The sequence below is a fragment of the Streptomyces sp. NPDC005551 genome (genome assembly GCF_042871785.1).
Classification (GTDB): domain Bacteria; phylum Actinomycetota; class Actinomycetes; order Streptomycetales; family Streptomycetaceae; genus Streptomyces.
Genome location: NZ_JBIAJE010000001.1, coordinates 881,760 through 906,986, shown reverse-complemented (window position 1 = coordinate 906,986; position 25,227 = coordinate 881,760). Strand labels below are relative to the sequence as shown.

At 71.8% G+C, this 25,227-nt stretch carries 20 protein-coding genes and 1 pseudogene; 9 read left to right on the top strand and 12 right to left on the bottom strand.

Annotated elements, in window-relative coordinates; translation table 11 throughout:
* The first annotated feature begins 211 nt into the window (after nucleotides 1-211).
* On the top strand, nucleotides 212-1,003 hold the full coding sequence (locus ACFYP4_RS04015; protein WP_358853040.1) for an aldo/keto reductase: 792 nt from the start codon (nucleotides 212-214) through the stop codon (nucleotides 1,001-1,003).
* A 127-nt stretch (nucleotides 1,004-1,130) separates the two neighbouring features.
* Here ACFYP4_RS04015 and ACFYP4_RS04010 read toward each other — a convergent pair whose 3' ends face one another.
* The 3 genes from ACFYP4_RS04010 to ACFYP4_RS04000 form a co-directional block, all read right to left on the bottom strand.
* Complete coding sequence (locus ACFYP4_RS04010) at nucleotides 1,131-2,039, bottom strand: class I SAM-dependent methyltransferase (RefSeq protein WP_388782557.1); 909 nt, start codon at nucleotides 2,037-2,039, stop codon at nucleotides 1,131-1,133.
* Between the two features lie 193 nt (nucleotides 2,040-2,232).
* The gene (locus ACFYP4_RS04005) at nucleotides 2,233-3,969 is read right to left on the bottom strand and encodes a glycoside hydrolase family 6 protein (protein ID WP_358853034.1); all 1,737 of its coding nucleotides are present in this window, start codon (nucleotides 3,967-3,969) and stop codon (nucleotides 2,233-2,235) included.
* Nucleotides 3,970-3,980: 11 nt separating this feature from the next.
* A complete protein-coding gene (locus ACFYP4_RS04000; protein WP_358853035.1) occupies nucleotides 3,981-4,292 on the bottom strand; it encodes a hypothetical protein in 312 nt (103 codons plus the stop codon).
* Nucleotides 4,293-4,545: 253 nt separating this feature from the next.
* On the opposite strand from ACFYP4_RS04000, the gene ACFYP4_RS03995 reads away from it, so the two are divergent.
* From ACFYP4_RS03995 to ACFYP4_RS03985, 3 genes are all read left to right on the top strand, one after another.
* Entirely contained in the window at nucleotides 4,546-7,461 is a 2,916-nt protein-coding gene (locus ACFYP4_RS03995) for a glycoside hydrolase family 48 protein (RefSeq protein WP_388782553.1), read from the top strand.
* A 143-nt stretch (nucleotides 7,462-7,604) separates the two neighbouring features.
* Nucleotides 7,605-10,271, top strand: a complete 2,667-nt coding sequence (locus ACFYP4_RS03990) for a cellulose binding domain-containing protein (protein WP_388782550.1) — start codon at nucleotides 7,605-7,607, stop codon at nucleotides 10,269-10,271.
* Nucleotides 10,272-10,422: 151 nt separating this feature from the next.
* Nucleotides 10,423-10,971 (top strand): GNAT family protein, encoded by a 549-nt coding sequence (locus ACFYP4_RS03985; RefSeq protein WP_358855417.1) that lies wholly within the window; start codon nucleotides 10,423-10,425, stop codon nucleotides 10,969-10,971.
* A 143-nt stretch (nucleotides 10,972-11,114) separates the two neighbouring features.
* On the opposite strand, the gene ACFYP4_RS03980 is transcribed toward ACFYP4_RS03985, so the two are convergent.
* The gene (locus ACFYP4_RS03980) at nucleotides 11,115-12,950 is read right to left on the bottom strand and encodes a rhamnogalacturonan lyase (protein ID WP_388782712.1); all 1,836 of its coding nucleotides are present in this window, start codon (nucleotides 12,948-12,950) and stop codon (nucleotides 11,115-11,117) included.
* 150 nt (nucleotides 12,951-13,100) lie between these two features.
* Between ACFYP4_RS03980 and ACFYP4_RS03975 the strand changes: the two genes are divergently transcribed.
* Complete coding sequence (locus ACFYP4_RS03975; RefSeq protein WP_388782547.1) at nucleotides 13,101-13,247, top strand: hypothetical protein; 147 nt, start codon at nucleotides 13,101-13,103, stop codon at nucleotides 13,245-13,247.
* Here ACFYP4_RS03975 and ACFYP4_RS03970 read toward each other — a convergent pair.
* A pseudogene (locus tag ACFYP4_RS03970) lies at nucleotides 13,229-13,393 on the bottom strand (SAM-dependent methyltransferase); the annotation flags it as partial. The gene ACFYP4_RS03975 and the pseudogene ACFYP4_RS03970 overlap by 19 nt on opposite strands.
* A 6-nt stretch (nucleotides 13,394-13,399) precedes the next feature.
* Nucleotides 13,400-13,705, bottom strand: coding sequence for a 4a-hydroxytetrahydrobiopterin dehydratase (locus tag ACFYP4_RS03965; RefSeq protein WP_388782544.1), 306 nt, complete (start codon nucleotides 13,703-13,705; stop codon nucleotides 13,400-13,402).
* Between the two features lie 129 nt (nucleotides 13,706-13,834).
* On the opposite strand from ACFYP4_RS03965, the gene ACFYP4_RS03960 reads away from it, so the two are divergent.
* Complete coding sequence (locus tag ACFYP4_RS03960; protein WP_358855414.1) at nucleotides 13,835-14,671, top strand: helix-turn-helix transcriptional regulator; 837 nt, start codon at nucleotides 13,835-13,837, stop codon at nucleotides 14,669-14,671.
* 166 nt (nucleotides 14,672-14,837) lie between these two features.
* Nucleotides 14,838-15,701 (top strand): helix-turn-helix transcriptional regulator, encoded by an 864-nt coding sequence (locus ACFYP4_RS03955; RefSeq protein ID WP_358855413.1) that lies wholly within the window; start codon nucleotides 14,838-14,840, stop codon nucleotides 15,699-15,701.
* A gap of 31 nt (nucleotides 15,702-15,732) precedes the next feature.
* On the opposite strand, the gene dnaK is transcribed toward ACFYP4_RS03955, so the two are convergent.
* The 4 genes from dnaK to ACFYP4_RS03935 form a co-directional block, all read right to left on the bottom strand.
* Nucleotides 15,733-17,664: a molecular chaperone DnaK gene (gene dnaK / locus ACFYP4_RS03950; RefSeq protein ID WP_358855412.1), complete on the bottom strand. Its 1,932-nt coding sequence runs from the start codon at nucleotides 17,662-17,664 to the stop codon at nucleotides 15,733-15,735.
* A gap of 132 nt (nucleotides 17,665-17,796) precedes the next feature.
* Nucleotides 17,797-18,225, bottom strand: a complete 429-nt coding sequence (locus tag ACFYP4_RS03945; RefSeq protein WP_358855411.1) for an OsmC family peroxiredoxin — start codon at nucleotides 18,223-18,225, stop codon at nucleotides 17,797-17,799.
* 219 nt (nucleotides 18,226-18,444) lie between these two features.
* Nucleotides 18,445-20,559 (bottom strand): alkaline phosphatase family protein, encoded by a 2,115-nt coding sequence (locus ACFYP4_RS03940; protein ID WP_388782540.1) that lies wholly within the window; start codon nucleotides 20,557-20,559, stop codon nucleotides 18,445-18,447.
* 188 nt (nucleotides 20,560-20,747) lie between these two features.
* A complete protein-coding gene (locus ACFYP4_RS03935; RefSeq protein WP_358855409.1) occupies nucleotides 20,748-21,146 on the bottom strand; it encodes a hypothetical protein in 399 nt (132 codons plus the stop codon).
* Between the two features lie 136 nt (nucleotides 21,147-21,282).
* Here ACFYP4_RS03935 and ACFYP4_RS03930 point away from each other — a divergent pair, with 136 nt between their 5' ends.
* Both ACFYP4_RS03930 and ACFYP4_RS03925 read left to right on the top strand, forming a co-directional pair.
* Nucleotides 21,283-22,056 (top strand): MBL fold metallo-hydrolase, encoded by a 774-nt coding sequence (locus ACFYP4_RS03930; RefSeq protein WP_358855408.1) that lies wholly within the window; start codon nucleotides 21,283-21,285, stop codon nucleotides 22,054-22,056.
* Nucleotides 22,053-22,697, top strand: a complete 645-nt coding sequence (locus ACFYP4_RS03925; RefSeq protein ID WP_388782535.1) for a DedA family protein — start codon at nucleotides 22,053-22,055, stop codon at nucleotides 22,695-22,697. Before ACFYP4_RS03930 ends, ACFYP4_RS03925 begins: the two co-directional genes overlap by 4 nt.
* On the opposite strand, the gene ACFYP4_RS03920 is transcribed toward ACFYP4_RS03925, so the two are convergent.
* Nucleotides 22,694-23,917: an MBL fold metallo-hydrolase gene (locus ACFYP4_RS03920; protein ID WP_388782532.1), complete on the bottom strand. Its 1,224-nt coding sequence runs from the start codon at nucleotides 23,915-23,917 to the stop codon at nucleotides 22,694-22,696. The two genes, ACFYP4_RS03925 and ACFYP4_RS03920, sit on opposite strands and share 4 nt — an antisense overlap.
* A complete protein-coding gene (locus tag ACFYP4_RS03915; protein ID WP_388782529.1) occupies nucleotides 23,914-25,161 on the bottom strand; it encodes an aminotransferase class I/II-fold pyridoxal phosphate-dependent enzyme in 1,248 nt (415 codons plus the stop codon). Before ACFYP4_RS03915 ends, ACFYP4_RS03920 begins: the two co-directional genes overlap by 4 nt.
* Between the last annotated feature and the right edge of the window lie 66 nt (nucleotides 25,162-25,227).

Sequence of the window (25,227 nt, the reverse complement as noted above, 5' to 3'; positions counted from 1 at the left end):
CGGAGATCCGTGCGCGTCCCGTCACCCGTCCTCCTGCGCCAGGGCCATTTTCGGCCAATATCCGGTTCCCCTCGCCCATCCCCGAGCGAATTGGGCACTCAGGAATGCATCACGCGCTGTGATCGTTGACGATGGAGTACCACCCGACGAACTGAAGGATCGAGAGCTAGTGAGCAAGGTCCCCCCGATCATCCTGAACAACGGCGTCGAGATGCCGCAGCTGGGTTTCGGCGTCTGGCAGGTCCCGGACGACGAGGCGGAGCAGGCCGTCGCCACCGCACTGGAGGCCGGGTACCGCAGCATCGACACCGCGGCGATCTACGGCAACGAGGAGGGCACGGGCAAGGCCATCGCCTCCGCCGGCGTCCCGCGTTCGGACCTCTTCGTCACCACCAAGCTCTGGAACAGCGACCAGGGGTACGACTCCACCCTCCGTGCCTTCGACACGTCGCTGGAGAAGCTCGGCCTGGATTACGTGGACCTGTACCTGATCCACTGGCCGCTGCCGTCCCGGGGCACGTCCACCGACACGTACAAGGCCTTCGAGAAGATCCACGCGGACGGCCGCGCCAAGTCCATCGGCGTCTCCAACTTCCTCCCGGAGCACCTGGACGAGCTGCTCGGGGCGACGTCGGTCGTCCCGGCCGTCAACCAGATCGAGCTGCACCCGCACCTCCAGCAGGGCGGGGCGCGGGAGTACCACGCGAAGCACGCCATCGCCACGGAGGCCTGGTCCCCGCTCGGCCAGGGCAAGGGCCTGCTGGAGGTCCCGGCGATCGTGGCCATCGCCCGCAAGCACGAGCGCACGGCGGCGCAGATCGTGCTGCGCTGGCACATCCAGCTCGGCAACGTCGTGATCCCCAAGTCCGTGACGCCGTCGCGGATCAAGGAGAACATCGAGGTCTTCGACTTCGAACTGGACGCCGAGGACATGGCGGCGATCAGCGCGCTCGACGAGAACCGCCGACTGGGTCCCGACCCGGCCACCTTCGACGTGGTCTGAGGGACGGCACCTCCCTGACCTCCCCGACGGAGGTCGGGCTTCTCCTGCGGCACCACCGCGGGACACCTCGGGCGGGCGCCCCGGCCAGAGCTTCACCGCCGGGGCGCCCGCCCGCGCCCGGGGCCGGCTACTCCCCCTTCACCCCGACGTACACCGTGTGGGCCAGCAGGACGAACGTGTCCGGGCGGTGGTGGACGCTCGCCTTGTCGTCCGGGTCGAGGAGCCGGTCGAGGGCGGCCAGGTCGTCGGCGTCGAGGCTGTGCGCGAGGCCCTCGCGGCGCCGGGTCAGGATCGTGACGACGAAGGCGCGGGCCTCCTCGGACAGCGGGGCGGGCAGGTCGAGCAGGAACGTGCGGGTGGCGACGTGCCGCAGACCCGCCGCGGTCAGCAGGGCGGGCCAGTCCTCCGTCTCGGCCACCGCGCCGGGCAGCCCCGCGCGCATCTCGGTGAACCAGTGCTCGTGGACCGCGTCGATCCGGGACTCCAGGCCGGGGCGGCCGATGCCGGTGTCGCGCGGCAGGAAGCGCGGGGACAGGCCGCCCTCCAGTAGCGCGAGCGTACCGCCGGGCGCGAGGCTCCGTGCGAAACCGGCGAGCGCGGCCCGCTGGTCGCCGACGTGGTGCAGGGACCTGCTGGCCCACAGCAGGTCGGCCGGGTACTCCAGCTCGTCGAGCCCGTCGCCGAGTTCGGCGCACAGGGTGCTGAAGCGGTCGGCGACGCCGCGGCTCCCGGCGCGGGCGCGGGCCCGCTCCAGGAGCGGCTCCGCACCGTCGACGGCCACGACACGCGCCTGCGGGAAGGTGTCGGCGAGCAGACAGGAGATGACGCCGGGGCCGCTGCCCGCGTCCACGATCAGACCGGGTTCGGGCCGCAGCTCCCGCAGCCAGGCCGCCGCGCTCGTGTAGAGGGGCGTGAACAGCTCGGCCTCCTGCTCCAGCAGGGGGAGCATCTCGGCGAAGTCCATGTGGGTGTGGTCGTGGCCCGCGTGGGCGGGGCCCGTGTGGGCGTGGCCGACGTGGTCGTGAGCGTGTGCCATGGTTCCGGACCTCTCGTTCGGGATGCGGACAGCGTGCTCCGCCACTCCCGGAAACAGCCAGTCGTGTTGCGCGAACGGCAAAACGTGTCGGCGTCGAGGAGGCAGGTCCGTAGGGGGCCGGGACGGGCGCGCCGCCGGGGACCGGCGGCGCGCCCGGCGCCGCCGGCCCCCGACGGGCTCGCTCATCCGGTCGTCACAGCGCCGGGTACGCGTTCTTCAGGAGCTCCTGGAACTGTGCCGAGAACCAGTGTCCGGCCAGCGGCGCGTTGGCCAGCGCCCCCGACATGCTGTTCCCGTTGCGGGCGTTGCCGGTGTACGTCGGGTCGCACATCCGGTCGAAGCCCTTGCCCTCGTCGTTGTCGACGACGGAGCTGGCGCCGTCCGACTCACCCGGAGGCTTCACCCACACGTAGGCGTCGATACCGGCGGCCGGGGCCGCGGTCGGCCGGGCGCCGAGGCCCGCACCGCTCTGGTTGCACCAGTTGCCGGCGTGGATGCGGCGGTCGACGCGACCACCGTTCACGTAGGCGTCCACCGAGGTCAGCGGACCGGCGCCGGTGGGCCGGGCGGAGCCGCCCCAGCCGTTGCGGGAGGTGTCGACCAGCATGCCGATACCGGAATTGAAACCGGCCGCGACGAGCTTGTCACGCAGTGCCTGGGCGTAGGACTGCTCGTCCACGTACTGGTTCCAGTCCACCCACTTCGACTGACGTACCGTCTGCCCGTTGACGCTGTCGGTGACCTTGTAGTTCGGCTCCGTGGTCGGGCTGTAGTTGGCGGTGTTGACGATGAAGCCGGCCACGTCGCTCACGCTCGCGCCGTTGGTCGTGGCGACCCGGTAGAACTGCTGGACGGAGGGAGCGAGGTTGGTGTCCCAGCCCAGCCAGCCGTGGTGCGCGGCGTCGATGTAGTTGTAGACGTTCGGGATGGCGCCCAGTTTGTCCAGGGCGTAGCTCACACCCTTCTCGTAGTTGCCGTTGCTCTTCATGGTGACGCAGGCGTCGGTGGTGGTGTTGGTGCCGCCCGCGTTGGTGATCAGGTTGGGCAGGGAGTCGGGCTCGATGACGGTGCTGATCCGCAGACCGGCGTAGGCCGGGTCGGCCAGGATCGCCGCGATCGGGTCGATGTACTCGGTCTTGTACCTGCCGATGTCCGTGGGGCCCAGTTCTCCGTTGGAGGCGAGAGCCGCGCAGTCACGTCCCGGCAGATCGTAGATGACCAGCTGGACGACCAGCTCGCCCGAGCCCTTCTGCTTGAGCGCCGCGTCCAGGTGGGCGCGCAGACCCATGCCGCCGTTCACGCCCTTGATGGCGGCGATGCGGTCGAGCCAGACGGCGGTGGGCTGGTTGGAGATCTTCGTGCCGCCCGGTTCGGCCGCGGCCTTCGCGGACCATTCGGGGTTCACGTACACCTTGGCACCGGTGTACGGGTTGTCCGCCTTGCCGCCGGACGGCGGCGGGGTGGTCGGTGGCGGAGTCGTCGGGGGATCCGTCGGATCGGTGCCTCCGCCGCCGTCGACGTTGCAGGCCACACCGTCGAGGGTGAAGGTGGCGGGCAGCGCGTTCGTCCCGCTGTACGTGCCGTTGAAGCCGAAGCTGACCGAACCGCCGTTCGCCAGTGAGCCGTTGTAGCTCTCGTTGGCGGCGGTGACGGTGGCGCCGCTCTGGCTGAGCTTCGCGTTCCAGCCGGAGGTGACCTTCTGGTTCCCGGCGTACGACCACTTCAGCGACCACGAGGACTTGGCGGCGCTGTGGTTGGTGACGGTCACGGCCGTGGTGAAGCCGGAGTCCCACTGGTTCTGCACTTTGTAGTCGACGGTGCAGGGGACGGCCGCGGGGCCGACGTCCCCGGCGACGGCCGCGAATGCGGTGCCCGTACCACCGGCCAGCAGGGCAAGTGCCGCCAGTAGGGCTGTTCTTGTACGGCTCATGTGCGGGGTTCCTATCCGTTGAGGGAGCGCAGGTGGTAGCGCAGCCCGGTGCCGTAGGACATGGGGGTTCCGTGGTGCTCGCCGATCAGGGAGGGGCCGTTGACATGCCAGGCGGCGGCGACCCTGCCCGCCGGATCGCCGGGTGGGTTCGCCGGCCACTGGCCGAGATCGTGCGGGTACACGGGGCCGCCGGCCGGAATCAGATTCCTGGCCTGGGTGCCGACGGCGCGGTTGACGCCGAGCAGCCTTCCGGCTCTGCCGTCGGCGTCGAGGCAGACCTCGGCGCCGACCACGGGAAATGCCGGACGCGGGGGGTGTTGCATGAGCGACTCCTTGCAGTTCAGGCGTGTCGTGTCCGACACGTCGACTGATGGAACCGCTCCCACTGGTGCCGATGAAGCTAGCGCCAAGTGCCGCCAAAGAACAGAGGAGATGCACTGTCGATCAATCGAATCATTTCGACTCTTCAAGCACCTTGACCCCTCACAGCCCTCTCCCCATCATGGGAGCGCTCCCACTGGTTCAAGGCTTGTTGCTCCTCCCCCATTTCTCCGAGCCGCAAGGAGGAACCAGCACATGCACTCCAGACGCAGACGCCGTACCGCGCGACGGATGTGGACCGCCGTCGCGGCGGCCCTGGCGCTGCCGCTCACCATGCTGAGCACCAGCTCAACTCCCGCGCAGGCAGCGGCAGTTCAGTGCAGCGTCGACTACAAGGCCAACGACTGGGGCTCCGGTTTCACGGCGGATCTGACGATCACCAACCGCGGCTCCGAAGCCATCAGCGGATGGACCCTGACGTACGCCTACACCGGAAACCAGTCCCTCACCAACGGGTGGAACGGCACCTGGTCCCAGGCCGGCAAGACGGTCACCGCGAAGAACGCGTCCTGGAACGGGACGATCGCCGCCGGGGCCGCCGTCACCACCGGCGCGCAGTTCACCTACAGCGGCACCAACGCCGCTCCCACCTCCTTCGCCGTCAACGGCACGACCTGCGCCGGCGCGCACCAGCCGCCGGTCACCGTGCTGACGTCGCCCACCGCGGGCGCCGTGTACACGCAGGGCGATCCGGTCCCGCTGGCCGCCACCGCCGCGGCGGCAGACAACGCGACCATCAGCAAGGTCGAGTTCTACGACGACACGACCCTGCTGGGCACGGACACCAGCTCGCCGTACACGCTCTCCACGAGTTCGCTCGCGGCCGGAAGCCACTCGCTGGTCGCGAAGGCGTACGACAGCCTCGGGGCCTCGGCCGACTCCACACCGGTCGGGATCACGGTCGCGTCGGGACCGGCCGTGGTCGCGTCGCCGTCCCAACTCGGGGTCCAGCAGAACAAGTCGGGTACGTTCGAGGTCAAGCTGTCGACGAAGCCGAGCGCGAACGTCACGGTCGCCGTGGCACGCACCGGCGGCAACACGGGCCTGTCCGTGACCGGCGGCTCCTCGCTCACCTTCACGCCGTCCAACTGGAACACGGCGCAGAAGGTGACCGTCACGGCCGACGCGTCGGGCACCGGTGCGGCCACCTTCACGGCCTCGGCGACCGGTCACACCAAGGCGACCGTCACCGTGACGCAGCTGGCCGCGTCGAAGGCGTACGACGCCCGGTTCCTGGAGCTGTACGGGAAGATCACCGACCCGGCGAACGGCTACTTCTCCCCCGAGGGCATCCCCTACCACTCGGTGGAGACGCTGATCGTCGAGGCTCCGGACCACGGGCACGAGACGACGTCGGAGGCGTACAGCTATCTGATCTGGCTGCAGGCCATGTACGGGAAGGTCACCGGCGACTGGTCCAGGTTCAACGCCGCGTGGAAGACCATGGAAACGTACATGATCCCCACGCACGCCGACCAGCCGACGAACTCCTTCTACAACGCATCCAAGCCGGCCACGTACGCGCCCGAGCACGACACTCCGAACGAGTACCCGGCCAAGCTCGACGGTGGGGTTTCGGTCGGTCCCGACCCGATCGCCGCCGAGCTGAAGAGCGCGTACGGCACGGACGACATCTACGGAATGCACTGGCTGCAGGACGTGGACAACGTCTACGGCTACGGCAACGAGCCCGGCAAGTGCGAGGCGGGGCCGACGGCCACCGGTCCCTCGTACATCAACACCTTCCAGCGCGGCCCGCAGGAGTCCGTCTTCGAGACGATCCCCCAGCCGACCTGTGACGCCTTCAAGTACGGCGGCCCCAACGGCTATCTGGATCTGTTCACCGGCGACGCCTCCTACGCCAAGCAGTGGAAGTTCACCAACGCCCCCGACGCCGACGCCCGTGCCGTGCAGGCCGCCTACTGGGCCGACGTCTGGGCCAAGGAGCAGGGCAAGAGCGCGGACGTGTCGACGACCCTCGGCAAGGCCGCGAAGATGGGCGACTACCTGCGCTACTCCATGTACGACAAGTACTTCAAGAAGATCGGCAACTGCGTGGGACCGTCGGCGTGCCCGGCCGGCACCGGCAAGGACGCCTCGCACTACCTGATGTCCTGGTACTACGCCTGGGGCGGCGCCACCGACACCTCGGCGGGCTGGGCCTGGCGCATCGGTTCCAGCCACACGCACGGCGGCTACCAGAACCCCCTGGCCGCCTACGCCCTCAGCCAGAACGCCGACCTGAAGCCCAAGTCGACGACGGGGCAGGCGGACTGGGCCAAGTCGCTCGACCGGCAGCTGGAGTTCTACCGCTGGCTCCAGTCGGACGAGGGCGCCATCGCGGGCGGCGCGACCAACAGCTGGGGAGGCCGTTACGCGACCCCGCCGGCCGGGACGCCCACCTTCTACGGCATGTACTACGACGAGAAGCCCGTCTACCACGACCCGCCGTCCAACCAGTGGTTCGGCTTCCAGGCGTGGTCCATGGAACGGGTCGCCGAGTACTACCAGCAGACGGGGGACGCGGACGCCAAGGCCGTGCTCGACAAGTGGGTCGACTGGGCCCTGTCCAAGACGACCGTCAACCCGGACGGCACCTTCCAGGTCCCGTCCACGCTCAAGTGGTCCGGCAAGCCCGACACCTGGAACGCTTCGAGTCCGGGCGCCAACAGCTCCCTGCACGTCACCGTCGCCGACTACACGAACGACGTGGGTGTGGCCGCCGCGTATGCCAAGACCCTGACGTACTACGCCGACCGGTCCGGTGACACGGAGGCGAAGACGACGGCGAAGGCGCTGCTCGACGGCATGTGGGAGCACAACCAGGACGCGCTCGGCATCGCCGTCCCGGAGACCCGCGCCGACTACAACCGCTTCGACGACGGCGTGTACGTCCCGAGCGGCTGGACCGGCAAGATGCCGAACGGCGACACGGTCAACTCCTCGTCGACGTTCCTCTCGATGCGGTCCTTCTACAAGAACGACCCGGCGTGGTCGAAGATCGAGAGCTATCTCGCGGGCGGCGCCGCGCCCACGTTCACGTACCACCGGTTCTGGGCCCAGGCGGACATAGCCCTCGCCATGGGCTCGTACGCGGAGCTCCTCGAATAGTCCCCGCTCGCTCCGCGTACCGAGGCCCCGCCGCCCGTCCCACGGACGGCGGGGCCGTGGCCGGGCGGTCCCTCGCCGCACCGAGGGACCGCCCGGCCTTCGCGTCTTTCCACGCCCCTCGTCCCCCCGGAGAGGACCCCACCGTGCGAAGAACCCGCATCCTCACGGCCGTGCTGGCAGTGGCGGCCGGTCTGCTGGCCGGCACCCCGCCCGCACTGGCCGCCGAAGCCCCGGCGAGGGCGGCCGGGAAGGCCGCCGTCGCCGCCGACACCTACACCTGGAAGAACGCGCGCGTCGACGGCGGCGGCTTCGTGCCCGGCATCGTCTTCAACCGCTCCGAGAAGAACCTCGCCTACGCCCGCACCGACATCGGCGGCGCCTACCGGTGGGTGCAGTCGTCGAAGACCTGGACGCCGCTGCTCGACTCGGTCGGCTGGGCCGACTGGGGGCACACCGGGGTCGTCAGCCTCGCCTCCGACTCCGCCGACCCGGACAAGGTCTACGCCGCCGTCGGCACCTACACCAACGGCTGGGACCCGACGAACGGCGCCGTGCTGCGCTCCGCCGACCGCGGCGCGAGCTGGCAGAAGGCCGATCTGCCGTTCAAGCTCGGCGGCAACATGCCCGGCCGCGGGATGGGCGAGCGCCTCGCCGTCGACCCGAACAAGAACAGCGTGCTGTACCTGGGGGCGCCCAGCGGCAAGGGCCTGTGGCGCTCGACGGACTCCGGCGCGAGCTGGTCGCAGGTCACGAACTTCCCGAACGCCGGCACCTACGCCCAGGACCCGACCGACACGAGCGGGTACGCCAGTGACAACCAGGGCATCGTCTGGGTCACCTTCGACGAGTCCACGGGATCGTCCGGGCACGCCACGCAGACCGTGTACGTCGGGGTCGCCGACAAGGACAACGCCGTCTACCGCTCGACGGACGGCGGCGCCAGCTGGTCCCGCCTGCCCGGCCAGCCCACCGGATACCTCGCGCACAAGGGTGTTCTCGACGCCGTGAACGGCTACCTCTACCTCGCCTACAGCGACACCGGCGGCCCGTACGACGGCGGCAAGGGCCGGCTGTGGCGATACGCGACCGGGACGGGGACCTGGAAGGACATCAGCCCCGCCGCGGAGGCCGACACGTACTACGGGTTCAGCGGGCTGACAGTCGACCGGCAGCACCCCGGCACCGTGATGGCCACGGCGTACAGCTCCTGGTGGCCCGACACGCAGATCTTCCGCTCGACCGACCGCGGGGGCACCTGGACGAAGGCCTGGGACTACACCTCGTACCCGGACCGGTCGAACCGCTACACGATGGACGTCTCGTCCGTGCCGTGGCTGTCCTGGGGAGCCAATCCCTCGCCGCCCGAACAGGCCCCGAAACTGGGGTGGATGACCGAGGCGCTGGAGATCGACCCGTTCGACTCCGACCGGATGATGTACGGGACGGGCGCGACGGTCTACGGCACGGAGAACCTGACGAACTGGGACGGCGGCAACAAGTTCACCATCACGCCGATGGTGCGGGGACTGGAGGAGACGGCCGTCAACGACCTCGCCGCTCCCCCCTCCGGCGGCGCCCAACTCCTCAGCGCGCTCGGTGACATCGGCGGGTTCCGGCACACGGACCTCGGCAAGGTGCCGCCGATGATGTACACCTCGCCGAACTTCACCTCGACCACGAGCCTCGACTTCGCCGAGAGCGACCCGGGGACGGTGGTGCGCGTCGGCAATCTCGACTCCGGTCCCCACGTGGCCTTCTCCACCGACAACGGGGCCAACTGGTTCGCGGGCACCGACCCGGCGGGGGTGAGCGGCGGCGGCACGGTGGCCGCCGCCGCCGACGGCAGCCGCTTCGTGTGGAGCCCGGAGGGCACCGGGGTGAAGCACGCGAGTGGGTTCGGCACCTCGTGGTCCGCGTCGAGCGGCATCCCGTCCGGGGCGGTCGTCGAGTCCGACCGGGTGGATCCCAAGACCTTCTACGGCTTCAAGTCCGGCAAGTTCTACGTCAGTTCCGACGGCGGCGCCACGTTCACGGCGTCGCAGGCGGCCGGCCTGCCGAGCGGGGACAGCGTGCGCTTCAAGGCGCTGCCCGGCACGAAGGGGGACGTCTGGCTGGCGGGCGGCGCGAGTGACGGCGCGTACGGGCTGTGGCACTCCACGGACGGCGGCGCGACCTTCACGAAGGTGCCGGGCGTCGACCAGGCCGACACCGTCGGCTTCGGCAGGGCGGCGCCCGGCGCCTCGTACCAGACGCTGTTCACGAGCGCGAAGATCGGCGGCGTACGCGGCATCTTCCGCTCCACGGACAAGGGTGCCACCTGGACGCGCATCAACGACGACGCCCATCAGTGGGGCTGGACCGGCGCGGCCATCACCGGTGACCCGCGGGTGTACGGGCGCGTGTACGTGTCGACCAACGGGCGCGGGATCGTCTACGGGGACACCGCCGGCACCGGGGACGGCGGGGGCGGTACGGATCCGGTGCCGACGGGCACCTGCGCGGTGACGTACAAGGTCACCAACCAGTGGTCGGGCGGCTTCCAGGCGGACGTGTCCCTCGTCAACACGGGCTCCGCCGCGTGGACCGGCTGGTCGCTCGACTGGACCTTCCCGGACGGCCAGAAGGTCACCCAGATGTGGAACGCCGACCCCACGCAGTCCGGTCCGGCGGTCACCGCGAAGAACCTCGGCTGGAACGCCCGGGTGGCGGCCGGCTCCTCGGTGAGCTTCGGCTTCACGGGGAGCTGGTCGGGCTCGAACGCCAAACCGACGTCGTTCAGACTGGGCGACCGGACCTGCACGGTGTCCTGACGCGGCCGGTGGCTCCCGAGGCACGCCGTCGTCCGCCTCCGCCGAGCGCGCCGTGTCCGCACAGCCGGGCGCACGGCGCGGTCCCCGCCCCCGGGAGGGGCGGGGACCGCGTCCCCGAGATACCGGCACGCTGATCAACTAGAGTTGCCCGATGTTCGAAGGAAACCTGGTAAGACTGCGCGCGCTGCGCTCCGCGGACGCGGAGCACCATCTCCGGTGGCGTAACGACCCGGAGGTGGTGCGCTGGGCCGCAGCCGGTGACCCGTGTTTCGGCCCGGTCACGGCGGAAGCGGTCGGGCTCGGCTTCGACGCCATGCTGCGACTGAGCCCGAGGGAGTCGGCCGTGTTCACGGTCGAGGACCTGGCAGGCGGCACGGTGATAGGCATGGTGGACTACCGGGACCTCGACCCCTACGTCGGGGTGGCCACGCTGGGAGTCACCATCGGGGAGCGCGAGTTCTGGGGGCGCGGCCACGGCAGTGACGCGTTGCGGCTGCTGGTCCGCCACCTGTTCGGTGCCTACTGCCTGAACCGGCTGGAGCTGGACACCTGGAGCGGAAACGAGCGCGCCGTGCGCGCCTTCACCTCATTGGGCTTCCGCGAGGAAGGCCGTCGCCGGTCGGCTGTTCTGGTGGACGGACGGCACCACGACCGCGTGCTCTTCGGGATGCTCCGCGAGGAGTGGACGAATCCCGTGTGAGGCCGTGGAGCCCGTCCGTGAGTGGCGGCGGGCAGGACCGAGGGCACCCAGGGCCGTAGTACGACGAGCGACCCGGGCACCCTCGCGGCAGCACCGGGTGCGCTCACCCACCGCCTGTGCCGCCGGACCCCTGGATCGGCCGGCTAGGGCGTGTAGACGGCCGGCCGGGGTGCTGTCCGCATTCCGCCGCCCAGGTGGTAGCTCGGGTGCGGGGGCTGGTTGTAGGCGGTGTTCTGCCAGGCCAGGCCCGTGCGGTACATGGTGTCGTGGAGGAGTGTCGTGATCCTCGTGGTGGTCTCCGCCGGGGTCGAGTAGATGCGCAGGGCCCTGTTGTCCGAGGTGGGCCAGACGACCTCCTCGCGCCAGTCGCCGAAGATGTCCCCGGACAGGGACGGGGTCGCCTTGGTGCCGTTGTTGGAGTGGACCGAGGAGCCCGTCAGGAGGCGGGTGTCGGACGACGTGCCGTACTTGTCGATGTGGGTGCCGTCCAAGAGTTCGCGGCTGGTGTCACCGTCCCACCAGGAGAGGAAGTTGACGGAGGACGGTTCGCGGCCCTTGGTGGCGCCGGACTCGTCACGGACCGACGTGTCCGCGGCGGACCACACCTCGGCTCCGTCGTTCCCCGCCCAGATGTCGGCCGCGACACCGCGTCCGTTGTCGCAGCAGGCCGCGAGGCTCCAGTCGACGTGCCCGCTGGCGGGGTCGATGTACAGCTCGGCGGGCTGGGACGTGGACTCCGAGACCTTGAAGTACTCCAGGCCGGGGTGCGAGGGATCGAGGTCGCCCAGGTGCTGGGCGTCGCCGTGCCCGGTCCTCGTGGTCCACAGGCCGTTGCCGTTGTCGTCGACGGCCATCGCCCCGTAGACGATCTCGTCCTTGCCGTCGTTGTCGACGTCCCCGACGGACAGGCTGTGCGAGCCCTGGCCGTCGTACCCCTTGCCGCTGTTGGTCGAGGAGCTGGAGTCGAAGGTCCAGCGCCGGGTGAACGCCCCGTTGCGCCAGTCCCAGGCGGCGATGACGCTGCGGGTGTAGTAGCCCCGCGCCATGATCAGTGAGGGCCGGGCCCCGTCCAGGTACGCGGTACCGGCGAGGAACCGGTCCACCCGGTTGCCGTACGAGTCGCCCCAGGAGGAGACCGTACCGCGGCCCGGGACGTAGTCGACGGTGCCCATCGCCGCGCCGGTCTGCCCGTTGAACATGGTCAGGTACTCGGGTCCGGACAGCACGTACCCGCTGGAGTTGCGGTGGTCGGCGGAGGCGCTGCCGATGACCCTGCCCTGGCCGTCGGTGGTCGCGTCGGCCGTCTTCATGGCGACCTCGGCCCTTCCGTCGCCGTCGTAGTCGTACACCTGGAACTGGGTGTAGTGCGCGCCCGAGCGGATGTTCCTGCCGAGGTCGACGCGCCAGAGCCGGGTGCCGTCGAGTCTGATGCCGTCGACGATCGTGTTGCCGGTGTACCCGGACTGGGAGTTGTCCTTGGCGTTGGTCGGCTGCCACTTGAGGACGAAGTCAAGCGCGCCGTCGCCGTCCAGGTCGCCGACGGAGGCGTCGTTGGCCTCGTAGGTGTACGCGACTCCGTCGGGGGTCGTACCGCCCGCGGGCGGGGTCAGCGGCACGTCCTTGTATCCCGTGCGGAACTGGATCGCGTGCACCGAGTCGGCCTGCTCGACGCCGTTCACGATCGCGCGGACGGTGTAGTCGGCGGAGTTCGGCGCCCCGGAGTGGAAGTAGTTCGTGGAGCCGGTGACGGGGGTGGAGTTGACCTTCGTACCGCCGCGGTAGACGTTGAAGGACACGTTGTCCGGGTCGGTGCCGAGCCAGCGCCAGCCGACCAGGTTGCCGTTGTCGGTGTGGACGCTGACCACACCCCGGTCGAGCTTCTCCACCTGGCGGGCGGTCGCGGCGGACGCCGTGCCGGCGGTCAGTGCGGTGAGTCCGGCGGCGGCGAGAGCGCCGCAGACGGCGGTGGACAGGAGCATGCGGGGGCGGGAGACCTTGCGTCTGCGGTGACTGTGCGAGTGCGGGTACTGCACGGTGGACACCTCCTGGGAGGAACAGACGAGCTCTGTGCCTCTCAGTCGCCGCCGTACGCGCGGGAGTTGCCGCACCGGGCGGCCGAAGTTCCGCCGGTGTGGACGAAGCGGGCGGCGCGGCTCGGCGGGTTCCAGTGCTCGCCCGACCTGGACGCCCGCTTCGTCGACTCGCTCCCCGGCCGCCTCGGCGAGACGCCGGTGCCCGGCGGAGCCGTACCGGACGGGCGCCGCACCGCTTTCTGAGCGGTGGGCGGCGCGTGCGGGAGCTGTGTGAACCGGCCTCGCCGCAGGTCCGCCACCGAGCCGCGGGGACTGCGCCCCTGGCCGCGCCCCGTGAAACGCGCCTGCCCGGCGGGAGCGAGACCGCGCGCGAGGGCGTACGTCTCGACGCGCTCTCAGCTCGCATCGTGCGCCGCGGCCAGTTCCTCCACCCGGCGGGCGAGTCCGAAGTCGAGGGCGGTGACCGCACCGCCGACGCTGTGCGTGTTCACGGTCAGGGAGACCGTGTCGTAGCCCAGTGTGAGGTCGGAGTGGTGGTCGAGTTCCTCCTGCACCTGGGCGATGTGCACGACCATCGCCGTCGCCGCGAAGTGCGAGCCGAGCCGGTAGGAGCGGGCGATCCGGTCTCCCTCCAGCGACCAGCCCGGCAGCTCCGCCAGACGGTCCTCGATCTCTTTCGGCGACAACGGCTCGACGGCCATGACCTCGGTCCTTCCGTACGGCGGGCACCCGCTGGGGTGTTTCCCCGAGCCTGCCACAGGAGTGCGGCCGGCCGCGGGATCGCGCGGCGCACGAGTCGTTCGCGCGCATCCCTCGACTACGGTCCTCCCATGACCCGAGTCACGTCCGACGCCGCCGTGCCCCCGACCACCGCTCCGCAAGGAGGCGTCGGCCCGCTGCTGCGGGGCTGGCGGGAGCAACGGCGGGTGAGCCAGCTGGAGCTGGCCCTGCGGGCGGGGTCCTCGGCCCGGCACATCAGCTTCGTCGAGACAGGGCGTTCCAGGCCCAGCGAGGAGCTGGTGCTCAGGCTGGCGGAGCATCTGGACGTGCCCGTGCGGGAACGCAACGCACTGCTGCTGGCGGCCGGTTACGCGCCCCACTACCCGCAGACCCCGCTGGACGACCCGGCCCTGGACGCGCTGCGCGAGGGCATGGAGCGCCTCATCCAGGGCTACGAGCCCTACCCGGCGCTCGTGGTGGACGCGATGTACAACGTCGTCGCGGCGAACCGGGGCGTCATGATGCTGCTCGGCGACATCCCCGAGTCACTGCTGACACAACCGCTGAACGCGCTGCGGCTGACCCTGCACCCGGAGGGCCTGGCCCCACGCATCCGCAACCTCCGCGAGTGGCGCGGGCACCTGCTCGCCCAGGCGGGACGGCAGGTCGCCCTGCACCGCTCGCGGCCGCTGCGGGAGCTGTACGAGGAGGTCGCGGCCTACCCGGTGCCCGCGTCCGAGGACACCGACGTGGTCGAACCGGCCGAGCCGGTGCCGTACTTCGCGCTGCCGATGCGGATCGAGCACGAGGGCCGGACGCTGTCCTTCATCTCCTCCATCTCCACCTTCAACACCCCCATGGACGTGACCGTCTCCGAGCTGGCCATCGAGACGCTGCTCCCGGCCGACCCCGCCACGGTCAAGTACCTGCGCACGCTCGTGCCCTGACGTGCCGTCGGCGCGGGGTGCTGGAACAGCGCGAAGCCGGCCGCGACAACGGGCGCGGTGGGGGTGTGCGGTGGGGGTGTGACAGGGAAGGCTCCGTGAGCGCTGAGAGTGGCAGCGGAACATGGCACACTGCATCCGGGCTTCGACGCGTAGGGGAGGCGTGGCGTTGAGTGAGCGGCGTCCTGCGCCCACCGTGGGTCAGGTGGTGCTCGGCAGGCGGCTCCAGGAACTGCGGGAGGCGGCCGGCCTGAAACGCGAGGAGGCGGCGCGCGTGCTGCGCGTGGCCCCGGCGACCGTACGGCGCATGGAGACGGCCGAGGTCGCGCTCAAAATCCCGTACCTCCAGGTGCTGTTGGCGACGTACGGCGTGCCGGAGGCCGAGGTGGCGGGCTTCGTCGCGCTGGCCGAGGAGGCGAACCGGGCGGGGTGGTGGCAGCGGTTCCACGACGTGCTGCCGGACTGGTTCAGCATGCACATCAGCCTGGAGGGCGCCGCCCGGATGATCCGGTCGTACGAGCCGCACTTCGTGCCCGGGCTGCTCCAGACCGAGGACTACGCGCGCGCCGTCATGGAGGCCGGGACCGTCGGACAGAGTGACCCCGCGGCCGTCGAGCGGTATGTCACCCTGCGCATGACCCGCCAGAAGCTGCTCACCCGCGAACAGCCGCCCCGCTTCTGGGTGATCATGGACGAGACGGTGCTGCGGCGTCCCGTGAGCACCCGCGGCGAGGTCATGCGCGACCAGATCGACCGGCTTGTCGAGGCGACCGAGAACGACGAGATCACGCTCCAGATCGCCGAGTACGCGGCCGGCCCGCATCCGGGGACCTACACGTCCTTCACGCTGTTCCGTTTCGCGGAGCCCGAGCTGCCCGACATGGTCTACAGCGAGTACCTGACCGGTGCCCTCTATCTCGACTCGCGCCAGGAGGTGGCCCATCATCTGGAGGTGCTGGACCACATGTCGGCGCGGGCGGCCTCCGCCGAGCGGACCAAGGCGCTGCTGCGGACGTATCGCGAGCGCTACTGAGCCGCCCGGCGGCGCCCGGATCACGCCCGGTTCAGCCCCGGGCCGTGCCTTCCCCGCCGCCCCTGCCGTCGTCGCCGTTCCCCTCCGATCCGTTCCCGCCGTCGTCGTCGACGATCTCGGCGTCCACCACGCCGTCCTCGTCCGCGGGCGCTGGCTCACCGGTCTGCTCCTGCGGCTGCTGGGACGGTGACTGCCGCGACGGTGACTGCTGCTGGGCCTGCGCGTACATGGCCTGGCCCATCTGCCGGCTGACCGAGGCCAGCTTCTCCACGCCGACCCGCAGCGCGTTCGTGTCGGCCGAACCGGACAGCAGATCCTTGAGTCCGGCGACCGCCGAGCCGACCTCCGCCTTCGTGGCGGCGGGTACGCGTTCCTCGTTGTCCCGGACGAACTTCTCGGTCCGGTACACGAGTTGCTCGGCCTGGTTGCGGGTCTCGGCCCCCTCGCGGCGCCTGCGGTCCTCGTCCGCGTACTGCTCGGCCTCGCGCATCATGCGGTCGATGTCGTCCTTGGGCAGCGCCGATCCCCCGGTCACCGTCATCCTCTGCTCGCGTCCCGTGGCGAGGTCCTTCGCGGAGACGTGCATGATGCCGTTGGCGTCGATGTCGAAGGCGACCTCGATCTGCGGAACCCCGCGCGGCGCGGGCGGCAGCCCGGTCAGGTCGAACACGCCGAGCTTCTTGTTGTACGCCGCGATCTCGCGCTCGCCCTGGAACACCTGGATCCCCACCGAGGGCTGGCTGTCGGCGGCCGTCGTGAAGATCTCCGAACGCCGGGTGGGAATGGTCGTGTTGCGCTCGATCAGTGTGGTCATGATGCCGCCCTTGGTCTCGATGCCGAGGGACAGCGGGGTGACGTCGAGCAGCAGGACGTCCTTGACGTCACCGCGGATGACACCGGCCTGGAGTGCCGCGCCGGCGGCCACGACCTCGTCCGGGTTGACGCCCTTGTGCGGGTCCTTGCCGGTGAGCTCCCTCACCAGGTCGGTCACGGCGGGCATCCGGGTGGAGCCGCCGACCAGGATGACGTGGTCGACCGCGGACAGCTCCACCCCCGCGTCCGTGACCGCCTGGTGGAAGGGGGTGCGGCAGCGGTCGAGCAGATCGGCCGTCAGCTCCTGGAACCGCGCGCGCGTCAGCTTCTCGTCCAGGTGCAGCGGGCCTTGGTCGGAGGCCGTGACGTAGGGCAGGCTGACGGTGGTCTCGGAGGAACCGGACAGCTCGATCTTGGCCTTCTCGGCGCCCTCGCGCAGGCGTTGCAGCGCCATCTTGTCCAGGGCGAGATCGACGCCGTACGAGTTCTTGAAACGCGTGACCAGGTGGTCGACGATCCGCTGGTCCCAGTCGTCGCCGCCGAGCCGGGTGTCGCCGTTGGTGGCCTTGACCTCGATGACGCCGTCACCGATCTCCAGGAGCGAGACGTCGAAGGTGCCGCCGCCCAGGTCGAACACCAGGACGGTCTGCGCCTCGCCCCGGTCCAGCCCGTACGCGAGGGCCGCGGCCGTCGGCTCGTTGACGATCCGCAGCACCGTGAGGCCCGCGATCTCACCGGCCTCCTTGGTGGCCTGGCGCTGGGCGTCGTCGAAGTACGCGGGCACGGTGATCACGGCGTCGGTGACGTCCTCGCCCAGGTAGGACTCCGCGTCCCGCTTCAGCTTCTGCAGGACGCGCGCCGACAGCTCCTGTGCCCGGTAGCGGGTGCCGTCGATGTCTCCCCGGTCCGGAAAACGCCAGGCGGTGTCGCCCATGTACCGCTTCACCGAGCGCGCGGTGCGCTCCACGTTCGTGACCGTCTGCCGCTTGGCGACCTCACCGACGAGCACCTCGCCGTTCTTCGCGAAGGCCACCACGGAGGGCGTGGTGCGCTGGCCCTCGGCGTTGGCGACGACGGTGGCATCACCGCCCTCCAGGACGGCCACCACCGAGTTCGTGGTACCTAAATCGATCCCGACCGCACGTGCCATGTCCGTCCCCTTCCGCCCCGGCCCTTCCCCTCTGCAGCTCAGAACTCGAGTGCGGATCTGTCAATGCCGCGTACCCGGACACGACGATGCCGCGCCCCGTGCGAGGGACGCGGCATCTCGTGCGTGCGGGGATCAGGCGAGCTTGGCGGACACCGTGATCGTCGTGCCGGTGAGCGCCTGGCTGACCGGGCAGTTGACCTTGGCGTCCTCGGCGGCGGCGACGAAGGCCGCCTCGTCGATGCCCGGCACGGTGCCCTCGACCGTGAGGTGGATGCCGGTGATGCCCTCGCCGGGCTGGAAGGAGACGTCGGCGGAGGTGACCAGCCTGGTCGGGGGCGTGCCGGCCTTGTCGAGGATGTTCGAGAAGGCCATGGAGAAGCAGCTGGAGTGGGCGGCGGCGATCAGCTCCTCGGGGCTGGTCTTGCCGTTCGCCTCCTCGGCGCGCGACGCCCAGGACACCGGCTGCTCCCCGATGCTGCCGGAGGAGTCGAAGGTGACGACGCCGTTGCCCTTGAACAGGCTGCCTTCCCACACGGTGTGTGCGGAGCGCGTGGTTGCCACGGTGAGTCCTTTCGGGTGGGGTCCCGTTCCCGGGTTTGCGTGACCCCTATCCGATCACACTCCGGCTCGGGTGACGAGAAAGACCGGCCGCACGGTCGCGAGACTGAGCGGCAACTCCGGTATCCGGGCGGGAACGACGGTGAACGCCGGGTTGCACGCGGGGCTTCCGGGGAGGCACTGCGTGACGCGCCCCCGGCGAAGTGGCCAGGCAGCGCGCCGTCACACGGCCCGCCGGTCCTTCCGCCGGGCCGCCCGCGGCACCCGGGGACCGTCGGACTCCCGCAGCCACCGCCGCAGTACGCGGTGGACCTGCTCGGCGCCGACCAGCTCGCCGCCGTCCTCGACCGGCGCGGAGAGCGTCACCGGCGACATCAGGAAAGGACGCCCCTGGTCCCCGCCGAGCCCGCCGTGCGAACCGATCTGCTCCTCGAAGGCGAGGACTTCGCCCTCCTGCGGGTCGTACCAGGAGTTGACCATGATGTCGGCAGCGTGCGGGAACGCGTGCGTGCGCCGCACGGCTGCGGCGGCGCCCGGCCCGAAGTCGACGAGCGGACCGGGGTGTGCGTCGCTCAGCTCGTCCACGGGCGCCTCGGCGCCGTGCGCCCCGAGGACGAGGCCGCCGTGCTCCTCGCTCCGGACGAGCACGAAGCCGATGCCGGGATGGTTGGCGAGCGTGGACAGCAGCGCGGGGTGACGGCGGTCGATCTCCTCCCGGCTCATCCGGTGCGGCACGTCCGGGAAGGAGACGAGCCCGAGGTTCCCGGACGCCAGCACGAGGGGCTCCGCGCGGCGGTACGAGGGACGGTACTGCTCCGCGTCCTCCTCGACCGGCCTGCGCAGCGCGGCCCGCACGGCGGACCGCGCCTCGGCGCCGCTGTGGGTGCGCCGTGCCCGGCGCGGCACGGGCAGGCCGCAGCCGGCCCGCACCAGACTGCCGAGGGTCAGCCCGTACCGGGTCAGGAAGGTCTCCCCCGGGCTCTGGCCGTGGTCGGAGAGCAGCACGATCCGGTACGGCCGCGGTGCGTGCTCGGCCACCTTGGCGATCAGCGCGAGCGAACGGTCGAGCCGCTCCAGGACCCGCTCGGCGTCACGGCTGCGCGGCCCGGAGTGGTGCGCCACCTCGTCGTAGGCCACCAGGTCCGCGTAGACCGCGGCACGGCCGGCGAGCATGTCGCCGATGACGGCCGCGACCACGACGTCCCGCTCGACGACGGTCGCGAAGGCCCGGATGAACGGGTACAGCCCGCCGCGCTTGACGCGGGGCCTGCGCTTGCGGACGCGGGCCCGCGTGGACTGGCCGACCTCCCGGAAGACCTCGGCGACGAACGAGATGGCGGTCCGCACGGCGTTGGCCGGGTCGCTGAAGTACGCGAAGTAGCCCGCCCGGGAGCGGTTGCCGCGGCCTCGCCTGGCCGCCATGGACAGCACCAGCGCGAGCTGTTCGGCGCCGCCGCTGAAGAGGTTGCCCCGGCTGGCGCCGTCGAAGGCGAGCAGGCCCGCGTCACCGGTGTGCTCGACCGCCCGGCGCTGCAGTTCGGCGGCGCTGGAGGGGCGGTTGCACACCATCACCTCGCCGCGGTCCTTCTCGTACCAGCGGAAGGCGGGGACGTCGTGGTTGGTGCCGTGCAGGATGCCGAGCTGGCTGGCGCCGGTCTGGCTGGACCAGTCGGTGCGCCAGGCGGTGAGCCGGTGGGTGGGTCCGCGGCCGGCTCGCGGCGGGATCCTGCGCGCGGCGGCCGGGCGCGCGCCGAGCCACTCGGCCACGGCAGGCATGACGCCCTTGCGCACAGCCTCCTCCAGCACGTCGTGGCCGACGCCGTCGAGCTGGAGGAGGACGGTGCCGGGAGTGGAGGGGCCCGTCCGGCCGGACGCCCGCCGCCGCCGGTCCGCGAGGCGGTAGAGCCTGCGCCGGTACGCGTCGTCGTCCCGTACGACGAGGGCGGCGCCGGTGGCCGAGGCGACGGCCGACATCACGGCGGCGACCACCACGGCGGTCTCGGGGGCCGCCTCGCCCCGTCCCGAGGGGTTGATCCGCAGGGCGATCAGCAGCAGGGAACCGTTGAGGAAGAAGACCAGCAGTCCGAGCACGAGGGCGGGCACGAGGAGCAGCGCCCGGACGAGCAGCGGCCAGACCAGCGACGACAGCAGTCCGAAGACCCCGGCGCCGGCCGCCGCGGTGAGCGCGATCCGGGTCGCGCTGTCCCCGGTGTCCGACTGGAGCTGGAAGTCGGGCAGCGCCCCGGCGAGCACGAGCATCGTGACCGTGGACGCGGCCCAGACGGTGACGCTCCGCCACACCCCGCTCAGCACGCTCCGCCAACGCCCGCCGCCCACGCCCAGCCACCTTTGCGTCCCGACCCGCCGGAACGCGAGCCCTCACGGCCCGCCCGGTGCGCGGGCCGCCTCGCCTCCCAGCCTGTCACAACGCCCGGAGCGGCCCGGATGTCACCCGTGGAGCGGTCCCGGGCGGGGGCCCCGGTACCGGCGGCGCGGCTCAGCGGCGCCGGTACCGGCGGCGCGGCTCAGCGGCCGTCGTAGCCCGCCGTCGGCATCGACAGGCGGCGGTGCACGCTGGCCTTCATCCGGGCGTCGTAGGAGGGTTCGGCGCGGCCGACCGTCTCGACCCGCACCCCGCGCCTCGCGCACTCGGCGGCGAACTCGTCGGCGGAGGCGAGGGCGCGCTCCAGGACGCGGCGGCTGGGCGCGACGAACAGGTCGACGAGGCCCGCCTCGACGTCGTCCCACAGCGCGCAGTGGTCGGAGCGCAGTCCGCCGACGAGGAGTTCGCGGGTGACGACGTAGCCGCGCTCCGCGGCCCAGCGGGCGCACATCGCGTGCTGGCTGCGGGAGTCGACGAGGAACGGATCCGCGTCCAGCTCCTCCAGCGGCGTCAGACTGGCGATCGCCGTGACACGCACCAAGGGGCTCCCCCCTGCTCGAACGAAGCGGAGGACGTGGGCCGCGGCACGCGCGCGTCTCCCCTCACCTCCGGGTTTCGCCGCCGACCCTACTCCTGCCCGTAGGCTCGGGGGGAGTCGCGCGAAGGAGGCAAAGGGAGTGCCGGTGGAGATCACCTGGTGGGGTCACGCCACCTGCACGGTGGAGGACTCGGGAACACGCGTGCTCACGGACCCGCTGTTCGCGCGCAGGCTCGCGCATCTGCGGCGCCGCGCCGGGGCGCCGCCCCCGGCGGAGGCCGCGGTCGCGGACGCCGTCCTGATCTCGCACCTGCACGCCGACCACCTGCACGTTCCCTCGCTGGCACGCCTGGAGCCGGGGACGCGGGTGCTGGTGCCGCGCGGGGCGCCGCGGGTGGTTTCGGGACTGCGCGGGCTTCGTCACCTCCGCCTCACCGAAGTCGCGCCGGGAGACCGGGTCCGGCTGGACGGACTGCACGTCCGGGTGGTGCACGCGGCGCACGACGGGCGGCGGCTGCCGGTCGGGCCGCACCGGGCGCCCGCGCTCGGTTTCGTGATCGAGGGCGAGGCGCGGACGTACTTCGCGGGGGACACCGATCTGTTCGACTCGATGGCAGCGGACGTCGGCGCGGTCGACGTGGCGTTGCTGCCGGTCGGCGGCTGGGGGCCGTTCCTCGGCGAGGGGCACATGAATCCCGCGCGCGCCGCCCGGGCGCTGGCGGAGCTGGCGCCGCGCACCGCGGTGCCGGTGCACTACGGCACGTACTGGCCGATCGGGATGGACGCTGTGCGCCCCCACGAATTCCACACGCCGGGTGAGGAGTTCGTGCGCCGGGCGGCGGAGTGCGCGCCGGGGGTCGCGGTGCACCGGCTCGGGCACGGCGAGAGCATACGGCCGGAGGTCGCCCGGTGATCCTCCGGTCCGCGGTCGTCCTGTCCGCGGCGGGCACGGCCGGTGCGACGGTCCCGCCCGAGTCCACGCAGCAGGCGCTCGGCTATCCGTCGCTGTTCCTGCTGGTGCTGATCGGCGCGCTGGTGCCGGTCGTGCCGACGGGGGCGCTGGTCAGCTCCGCGGCGGTGGTGGCCTTCCACCAGACGTCGCCGTTCTCGCTGGCGCTGGTCTTCGGAGTGGCGTCGCTCGCGGCGTTCCTCGGCGACATCTCGCTGTACTGGCTCGGCAGGCGGGGCACGTACTCGAAGAACGGCTCGCGCTGGCTGGCGGCCCTTCGCGACCGTGCCCCCGAGGAGCGCCTCGCGCAGGCCCAGCGGAAGCTGGACGACCACGGCGTCGCCGTCCTGGTGCTGTCCCGGCTGGTCCCGGCCGGCCGTATCCCGGTGATGCTCGCCTGCCTGATGGCGAAGATGCCCCTGCGCACCTTCGCCCGCGGTGACCTCCCGGCCTGTCTCGCCTGGACGGTCACCTACCAGCTCATCGGCATCCTGGGCGGTTCCCTCTTCGAGGAGCCCTGGGAGGGCGTGGTGGCGGCCGTCGTCCTGACGGTGCTGGTGGGCGCGGCACCCGCACTGTGGCGCCGGGTCCGCGGGGCGAACTAGTCTCCCGTGCCTCCCGTGCCTCCCGTGCCTCCCGTGCCTGCCGTGCGCGTCGGGCCGGTTCGCGGGGCGTCCGGGACCGGTGGTTCCGTCAGTACGCGTGAGCCGCCCACCGGCAGGTCCCACAGGTCGTCCCGGTCCAGGCCCGCCTTCTCCCAGGCCGCCCGCACCCGGGTGAGCGGTTCGAGCACGGGTTCCGCCGAGAGGACGAAGGTGCCCCAGTGCATGGGCGCCATGCGGCGCGCGCCGAGGTCGACGGCGGCCCGCACCGCCTCCTCCGGGTCGCAGTGGACGTCGCGGAGCCACCAGCGGGGCTCGTACGCGCCGATGGGCAGCAGCGCGAGGTCGATGCCGGGGTGACGCCGGCCGATGCGGGAGAACCAGTGGCCGTAGCCGGTGTCGCCCGCGAAGTACACGCGCTGTCCGTCGCCGTCCGTCAGGACCCAGCCGCCCCACAGGGTGCGGCAGGTGTCGGTCAGGCTGCGCTTGGACCAGTGGTGGGAGGGGACGAAGTCGAAGCGGACGCCGTCCAGTTCGGCCGCCTCCCACCAGTCCAGCTCGGTGACCGCGGTGAACCGGCGGCGCCTGAACCAGCGGGCGAGCCCGGCCGGCACGAACACGGGTGTGTCGCGCGGCAGCCGGCGCAGCGTCGGGGCGTCCAGGTGGTCGTAGTGGTTGTGGCTGATGACGACCGCGTCGACGCGGGGCAGCGCGCTCCAGGGCACTCCGACGGGCGTGACGCGGGCCGGGGTCCCGAGGATCCTGCGGGACCAGACGGGGTCGGTGAGGACGGTGAGCCCGCCTATCCGGATCACCCAACTCGCGTGCCCCGCCCAGGAGACGGCGACCGTGCGGGCGTCCACCCGGGGCAGCGGGCCCGGTGCGTACGGCAGCCGGGGGACGTCGGCGAGGCCGTCGGCGTCGGGACGCAGCGCGCCCTCGCGGGCGAAGCGCGCGAAGGCACGCAGTCCGGGCAGCGGCGCGGTGAGCCGGTCGGCGAAGGACCGCGGCCAGGACCGCCGTTCGCCGAGCGGACGCGGCTCGGCGGGCGGCGCGGGTGTCTCGCGCCTCCCGTGCAGGACGAGGACTTCGTGGGGGGCGAGGGATTCGAGAGCCTCGTGGGGGGTGAGCGCGGGCGGCGGCCCGGCGGCCGGGCGCGGCGCGGAGGCCGAACCTTCGGTGTCCTGCGGGGTCGTCGTGGTCGATTCGGACTGCTGCGTCATCGAGGAGGCTCCCATCGCTGAGCGTCGTCGCGTAGTTCGTCGAAGGCCACACCCAGGTGGGTCAACGCGCGTTGCACGTGCGGCAGTTCCAACGGCGAGGGTGACGTGAGGCATTCCTCGCGCTCCTGTGCCGTCGTACCGAGCAGTGGACCGGTGGACAGTCGCACCCGGAGCGCCGCCAGGTCGTCACCGAAACGGTGGCCGCCCGGCGCGGGGTGACCGAGGCGGGCGGTGAGATGGTCCTCCAGCTCCTGGGCGTCGCCGACACCCCGGCCGGCGAGCGGGTCGCGCAGCGGGCCGAGGTCCACGTAGAGGTGCCGGCCGGCCCGCGGCGGCCTGGCGAGGGCGCCCGCGTCGACCACGGCCCGGTGCACGGCGCCCGCCACGGCCGCGTGCAGTCGGGCCGCCGCGGTGAGCCGTTCGGTGACCTTGCCGGGTTCCGCGAGCGCGTACGCCGCCGCCGCGGCGATGGGGTCGGCGAGCCGGGCGCCGAGCGCGGTCAGCACGTCGAGGACGCGGGCGCGCAGCGCGGAGCCGTACGGGGTGCCGGGGAGGCGGGCGACCGCGGCGGGCCAGCCGAGCGGCAGGAAGGGCCCGGAGAGGTCGGTGAGGACGGTGACCTCGTCCGGCAGCATCTCGGCGGGGCTGAGGAACACGGTGTCGAGGGGCTGGTGCAGGGTGTCGCGCCAGGTCTCGTCGCTGATCACGTGCAGGCCCTCGCCGACGGCGGCCTCCACGGCCTCGTGGACGGTCTCGGGCGGCGCGACCGTGGCCGTGGGGTCGTCGGCGACGGAGAGTACGAGCAGCCGCGGGTCGCCGCCCTCGGCGCGGACTCTGCGCACGGTCTCCAGGAGCGCGTACGGGTCCGGGACGCCGCCGCACTCCGCGGGGGTCGCCACATGGAACGCGGATCTCCCCAGGAGCCGGGTCTGCGGGGTCCACCAGGCGGCGCACGGCCGCGGCAGCAGGACGTCGCCGCCGACCGCAGCGGTCAGCGCGAGCAGCAGGGAGGGGGCGCCGGGCGAGGCGGCCACCCGGTCGGGACCGGCGGGCAGTCCGCGCCGGTCCCAGTAGCCGCAGGCGGCGTCGAGCAGCGCGGGACCGCCGCCCGCGGGTTCGGCGCCTGCCCGGCCGGCGGACGCGGCGAGCACGTCGGAGAGTCCGGGCAGCAGGGGCAGACCCTGACCGGGCAGGGGCGGGCCGTAGCGAACGGGACCGTGCCCCTCCGGGTACGTCCGCCGCATACGTGCCTCCGCGCAGTCCGTGGTGCCGTGCCCTGTCCTCGCCCGTGGCCGGTGACCGGTCCCGTA